Annotated in this window: 9 protein-coding genes; all 9 read left to right on the plus strand. The window is 48.2% G+C overall.

What is annotated here, in order from left to right; translation table 11 throughout:
- The first annotated feature begins 25 nt into the window (after nucleotides 1-25).
- The 9 genes from Q0612_RS08860 (at nucleotide 26) to Q0612_RS08900 (ending at nucleotide 6,131) form a co-directional block, all read left to right on the plus strand.
- Nucleotides 26-586, plus strand: a complete 561-nt coding sequence (locus Q0612_RS08860) for a peptidylprolyl isomerase (RefSeq protein ID WP_298883558.1) — start codon at nucleotides 26-28, stop codon at nucleotides 584-586.
- A gap of 53 nt (nucleotides 587-639) precedes the next feature.
- Nucleotides 640-1,620, plus strand: coding sequence for a PhoH family protein (locus Q0612_RS08865; protein WP_367181722.1), 981 nt, complete (start codon nucleotides 640-642; stop codon nucleotides 1,618-1,620).
- A complete protein-coding gene (ybeY, locus tag Q0612_RS08870; RefSeq protein ID WP_009145976.1) occupies nucleotides 1,617-2,123 on the plus strand; it encodes an rRNA maturation RNase YbeY in 507 nt (168 codons plus the stop codon). Before Q0612_RS08865 ends, ybeY begins: the two co-directional genes overlap by 4 nt.
- A 56-nt stretch (nucleotides 2,124-2,179) precedes the next feature.
- Nucleotides 2,180-2,587, plus strand: a complete 408-nt coding sequence (locus Q0612_RS08875; protein ID WP_009145975.1) for a cytidine deaminase — start codon at nucleotides 2,180-2,182, stop codon at nucleotides 2,585-2,587.
- Nucleotides 2,588-2,605: 18 nt separating this feature from the next.
- Nucleotides 2,606-3,520 carry a GTPase Era gene (era, locus tag Q0612_RS08880; protein WP_367181723.1) on the plus strand — a complete coding sequence of 305 codons (915 nt, stop codon included), beginning with the start codon at nucleotides 2,606-2,608 and terminating at the stop codon, nucleotides 3,518-3,520.
- A gap of 129 nt (nucleotides 3,521-3,649) precedes the next feature.
- Nucleotides 3,650-4,414 (plus strand): hemolysin family protein, encoded by a 765-nt coding sequence (locus Q0612_RS08885; protein WP_298883572.1) that lies wholly within the window; start codon nucleotides 3,650-3,652, stop codon nucleotides 4,412-4,414.
- On the plus strand, nucleotides 4,407-5,168 hold the full coding sequence (recO, locus tag Q0612_RS08890) for a DNA repair protein RecO (RefSeq protein ID WP_298883575.1): 762 nt from the start codon (nucleotides 4,407-4,409) through the stop codon (nucleotides 5,166-5,168). The genes Q0612_RS08885 and recO overlap by 8 nt, the downstream gene beginning before the upstream one ends.
- A 338-nt stretch (nucleotides 5,169-5,506) precedes the next feature.
- On the plus strand, nucleotides 5,507-5,647 hold the full coding sequence (locus tag Q0612_RS08895) for a hypothetical protein (RefSeq protein ID WP_298883579.1): 141 nt from the start codon (nucleotides 5,507-5,509) through the stop codon (nucleotides 5,645-5,647).
- A gap of 292 nt (nucleotides 5,648-5,939) precedes the next feature.
- Nucleotides 5,940-6,131 carry a hypothetical protein gene (locus Q0612_RS08900; protein ID WP_021719786.1) on the plus strand — a complete coding sequence of 64 codons (192 nt, stop codon included), beginning with the start codon at nucleotides 5,940-5,942 and terminating at the stop codon, nucleotides 6,129-6,131.
- The last annotated feature ends 124 nt before the right edge of the window (nucleotides 6,132-6,255 follow it).

Below are 6,255 nucleotides of genomic sequence, written 5' to 3' on the forward strand. Positions count from 1 at the left end.
ATCCTTTTTTATGGGAGGAAAGAGCATGAAGAAATTGTTAATAATCTGCCTGATGCTGGTGTGCGCGCTGGTACTTACAGCCTGCGGCCAGGCAAAGCAGGAGCAGGTGCCGAAGGCAGAGCCTGCGACGGCTGTTTTCAATACGAGCATGGGCGATTTTGAGGTGAAGCTGGCAACAGACTATGCACCGGAAACGTCAAAGAATTTTATTACACTTGCAGAAAAGGGCTTCTATAACGGTCTTATTTTCCACCGTGTAATCGATAACTTTATGATTCAGGGCGGTGACCCTGCCGGCAACGGTACCGGTGGCCCCGGCTACACCATTAAGGATGAGTTCAGCAGTAAGCTGCTGCATGACGGCCCTGGTGTAATTTCCATGGCCAACCGCGGCCCGAATACCGGCGGCAGCCAGTTCTTTATCACCCTGCGTGAAACTAAATGGCTTGACGGTAAGCACGCTGTTTTCGGCAAGGTAAGCAAGGGCATGGATGTTGTTTATAAAATCGGCAAAACAGCAACAGATTCCAATGATAAACCGTTGGAGCCTGTAATCATTAAGAAGGTTACGATAGAAAAACGTTAACACCCCTTTTAAAACAGGTAGGAGGAATTTGCTTGGCTAGTGAAGAAGAAAAAATGCAAGGTATACTGGAAACCATTGACCAACAGGAAATGGTTGGCATTTGCGGACGTAATGATGAGTTTTTGCGTATAATCCGTAGTGCTTTTGACTGTACAATCGTAGCGCGCGGCAATCAGATTACCATGAGCGGGCGTGCCGAAGAGGTGGCACTGCTGGAACAGCTGCTGCAGGAGCTGCTGTTTTTGTACCGTCAGGGACTGCCGCTGACAACGCATGATGTGCGTTACAGCATGTATATGGTGAAGGCTGGTAAGCTGGAAAGCCTGCACCGCATGTACGCTGACACGATTATCGTCAATAACCGCGGCCGTCAGGTAAAGGCCAAAACCCTGGGACAGTGGCAATATGTGGAAACAATCCGTCATAACTATATCACCTTGGGCATCGGACCTGCAGGCACAGGCAAAACCTACCTGGCGGTGGCGCTGGCAGTAGCGGCGCTGAAGAAAAAAGAGGTGGAGCGCATTATCCTGACGCGTCCTGCGGTAGAAGCAGGCGAAAAGCTGGGCTTTTTGCCCGGTGATATGCAGGATAAGGTAGACCCGTATCTGCGTCCTCTTTACGATGGCCTGTATGATATGCTGGGCACGGAAACCTTCCAGAAGTATCTCACCAAGGGCACGATTGAGGTTGCACCGCTGGCCTACATGCGCGGACGCACGCTGAATGACGCCTTCATCATTCTGGATGAAGCGCAGAATACTACGCCGGAGCAAATGAAAATGTTCCTGACGCGCTTTGGCTTTGGCAGTAAGATGGTTATTACCGGCGATATCACGCAGATAGATTTGCCGGGTGGTAAGAACAGCGGCCTGAAGGATGCAGCGCGTATTCTGGGCAACGTTCCGGGAATCGGCGTGATAAAGTTCAGCGAGCAGGATGTTGTGCGCCACGAAATCGTGGGTTCCATCATCAAGGCTTATGAACGCTTTGAAAAACAAAAAGAGAAATATAACGGAGAAAAACAAGCATGATAATTAATTTGGAAAATGACCAGCAGAAGCTAGAGCTTTCCGCGCAGGTGCTGGAGCGCCTCCAGGAGGGCTTGCAGGCAGTAGCACGCTTGAATGAGCTGCCGGAGGAGTCCGAGGTTGATGTAACTATTGTCGACGATGAGGAAATCCATGCGCTGAACCGTGAGTATCGCGGTATGGATAAGCCTACCGACGTTTTGAGCTTTGCGCTGGACGAGGACTGCGAGGATGAAGATGAGCCGGAGCTGATCGGCGGACCGGAGGAGCATCTTTTCGGTGATATCATCATCTCGGCGGAAACAGCACTGCGTCAGGCAGAGGAATACGGGCACGGCCTGGAGCGCGAAATGACGTATCTGGCAGTGCATGGTATGTTCCATCTGTTGGGCTATGACCATATGACGGAGGAGGATAAGGCTGAAATGCGTGCGAAAGAGGAGGAAGCTCTGCGTGCGATTAACCTTTCCGAAGAATATTTTGACCATCCCACAGGCATTCATTAATGCTTAATGCACAATTATTTATAACTAACCTGTAAAAAACATAGGAGGTGCTTTCCATGAAAGACGTAAAATTGAATGAATTATCCCCGGCTTGGCGCGAATTGTACGATGCAGCGGTTGCTGCCCGTAAGAATGCTTACATTCCTTATTCCAACTTTGCTGTAGGTGCGGCAGTACGCTGTGCCAACGGAAAAATCTACGGTGGCTGTAATGTGGAAAACGCTTCCTACGGACTTTGTGTCTGCGGCGAGCGTAACGCTATTTTCCATGCTGCCTGCGCCGGTGAGCGCGAAATGACAGAGCTGTGCGTAGTTGCAGATACCTCCGGCCCCGTTTCTCCATGCGGTGCCTGCAGACAGGTAATGCGCGAGTTTGGTATCCAGACCGTGATTTTGGCAAATATGAAGGGTGACTTTAAAATTACCACGGTAGAAGAGCTGCTGCCGTATGGTTTTGAATTATGATAACAGGAGCTGATTAAGATAAAGAAGGTAAACAACGAAGAAGCTAAACATTATGCCGGCTTTGTGGCAATGGTGGGACGTCCGAACGTGGGCAAATCCACTTTGACAAACAGTCTGATTGGTGAGAAAATCGCCATCATGTCCGACAGACCGCAGACTACACGCAATAAGATTATGTGCATTATGAATACTGATAACGCACAGATTATGTTTCTTGATACACCGGGCATTCATAAGCCGCAGCACAAGCTGGGCGAATACATGGTGCGCACGGCAGAAAGCACCCTGCAGGAGGTTGACGTTGTCCTCTTTGTAGTTGATGCAACCGAAAAACGCGGCGCAGGCGAGGATTATATCCTGAACCTGCTGCAGAAGGTAAAAACACCGGTAATACTGGTAGTAAATAAGATTGACAAGCTGGCAGACAAGCAAAAGCTGTTCCAGATTATGGAAGGTTATAATAAGCTGTATAAATTTGCCGCGATTGTACCTGTTTCCGCATTGAATGACAGCGAATTCCCCGGTTTGGTGCAGGAAATTACTAAGCATCTGCCGGAGGGACCGGCGTACTTCCCGGAGGATATGATTACCGACCAGCCGGAGCGCGTAATTGCTGCCGAAATGATCCGTGAAAAGGTATTGCGTCTGACGCGTGATGAAATTCCCCATTCCGTAGCGGTTGAGGTGGATGAATTCAAGGAGCGCGACGAAGAAAACGTATATATCAGAGCAACTATTTTTGTAGAGCGTGAATCGCAAAAGGGCATTGTTATCGGCGCTAAGGGCAGCCTGCTGAAGAAAATTGGCCAGCAGGCGCGTGCTGATATCGAAAAACTGCTGTACTGCAAGGTCTTTTTGGATTTATGGGTTAAGGTTAAGGCTGACTGGCGTAACAAGGATAAAGCTTTGAAGCAGCTTGGCTACAAGGAGTGAGGACTTATCAATTTTTTTCGGAAACTGATTGATTTCTGGCACAGACTGCCGCTTGCCTGGCATTACCTGAAAACAGGCACCTGGCACAAGGAGGGCAGTGCCAGCAGTGAGGACGAGCTGCGCAAGCTGGTGAGCGCCAGCGAGCGCCACGGCCAAATTGACCATGTCGAGGGCAGCATGATCGGCAATGTTTTTGACTTTGCCGACCGTGTAGCGCGTGAGGTCATGGTGCCGCGTCAGGATATGGTATGCCTGTTTTTGGATGATACGCTGGCAGAAAATATGGCTGTTGTACGCAGCAGTCATCATACACGCTATCCGCTCTGCATGGAGGATAAGGATCAGGTTGTGGGCACGCTGCATGTGCGCGATTTGCTGAAGCTTAAGCCGGGGCAGACTACCTTTGACCTGCGTCGCCTGATGCGTCCGATTGTCGTTATTCCGGAGGCTATGCCTGTGCCGAAGGCACTGCGCCTGATGCAGCAGCGTCATGTGCAGATGGTGCTTGTAGCAGATGAGTACGGTGGTACTGCAGGCCTGATTACGATGGAGGACCTGGTGGAGGAAATCGTCGGTGATATTCAGGACGAGCATGAAGCGGCGGAGCCGCCGGATGTGCTGCAGCTTCCCGATGGCAGTATTGAATTTGACGGCATGGTGCTGCTGGACGATGTGGCAGAGCAGCTGCCGATTGTATTTGATGATCCGGAGGAGGATACCATCGGCGGTTATGTCTTTGGTCTGCTGGGACGCAAGCCTGAGATTGGCGATGCTGTGGAAATTTCCGGCTACAGCTTTAAGGTGTTGCGCACGGAGGGCTTTCGTGTAGTGCGCGTGCTGGCTACGAAGCTGCCGCAGGAGCAAAAGCAGAAGGAAGAACAGCAGGATGAGTGAGTCGCAAAGGGAGCTTTTGGCAGATGATGCGCTTGTTTTACATGTAAAAAACTGGCAGACGGCTGATAAATATGCGGTCTGCTTTACGAAGGAGCATGGCAAGCTGCGCTTTATCGCCTATGGTGCCCGCTATGAAAAAAATATACATGGCAGATTGCTGCAGCCCTTTGCCAATCTGCATATTGAGGTTCAGCAGGGGCAGAAGATAGACAAGCTGCGCAGCTGTGAGCTTTTGCAGATGCCCAAGTCTATGGATATGCAGCAGATGGCTTATGCGGCGGTAGCGTCGGAGCTTACTGCCGTGCTGACGGAGGACAGAGTGCCGCAGCCGGAGCTTTATGAAATGCTGGGCGCTGCCCTGGCGGCGCTGATGCAGCGCAATCCGCGTCTGGTTGTTTTGTCCTATGCTATAAAGCTGCTGGCGGCTACGGGCTTTGCACCGCAGCTTACGCATTGCGTGCATTGCGGTGAGGCTGTGACGGTGCAGGAGGATGCGTGGTTCAGTCCGCTGCAGGGCGGGCTTATCTGCAGCAGCTGCAGAAGCAGCTATAACGGCGACGGTCTGGAGCCGTGCGATGCGGAGACACGCGAGCTGTGGCAGTGGCTGGCGCAGCTTGATTACGAGCAGCCGGCGCCCTTTAGGGTGCGAGGCGGTGCGCTCATGGAGCTGGAAAAAATTCTCTTCAAGTTTATCTTCTTTCAGACGGATAAGCCGTTGAACAGCTTAAACTTTTTGAGTCAGCTGCAGCTGTGAGGCTGCTGCGAAGGCGCTTAATTGAAGAACGTAAACAAAAACGCTAAAGGCTTGTGTAAGTCTTTAGCGTTTTTTGTCAAAAAAAATCGTAAAAGCTGGAGAATTTTTCTTTCTGAACGGAAGATGCAAGGATGCTGTTTTTTGCAAATATGTTGCAGTATAAAATCTTCTTCTGCCAAGTTAATTATATTGCTGTTGCTTAATGATAAAAGATAATGTTTGTTAAGCATAAAGAAAAGACAGTTAGACAATTTGTAAAAAATAGAGCAATATGTTAAAATAAAAGAAAGGCAGAAGGTTGAGATGATTTTCGGATAAAATAGTAGGGAGAATTTGCAATGAAGATAAAAGTAACGGATGTTTTAGCAATTATAGGCTTTTCGTGGGCGCTGTATTATATAAACTTTGATAAAGAAGCTGTCAAGGCTCTTGTCACAGGTGGTGTGATAGTATGGTGGGTAATGAAAAGAGTAATGTAAAGGATATTCACTCAATTACTAATTTATGATTAGTATAATAGTAACGCGGAGCGCGAGCGGAGGGAATGAAACAGTAGAAACTAAACACAGTAGTGGAGATGATATGTAAATGAAGCTTACGGATATATTTATGATTTGCTTGGTGTTGTTGAATTATACATAGAAATTACAGATTCAAAAAAGAGATTATGGTATGCGCAGCAGTATACTATACTTGCAGATTAGTGCAATTTATGTTTTAAGTGTTAGTGAAAAAATGTGTATGAGTATATAACAGATGGGAGATTATTTAATGAAAAAGCATGTGATTTTATTTTTGGTATTTGAGTTTTTGGCGATAGGACTTATGATCAAATCTATTTTAAACGTAGTAACAGACGAAAAAAGCGCTGTAACCTTTGCTGTTGGCTGTGTGTTTGCCTGGTTTGTAAAGACGAACTGGGAAATTTTTAAGAAGGTAAAGCAGATATATAAGCAGGCTTAAACGGAAACTGCAGCAAATATTTTTGAGCTGTTCTAAAATGCTGTGCTCAACTTAAAAGCGCGATTTTTACAATCGAGTAGGAGACTGCTCATTATTTGAGCAGTCGACCTCTCACACCACCGTG

The organism is uncultured Phascolarctobacterium sp. (assembly GCF_937920985.1).
GTDB lineage: Bacteria > Bacillota > Negativicutes > Acidaminococcales > Acidaminococcaceae > Phascolarctobacterium_A.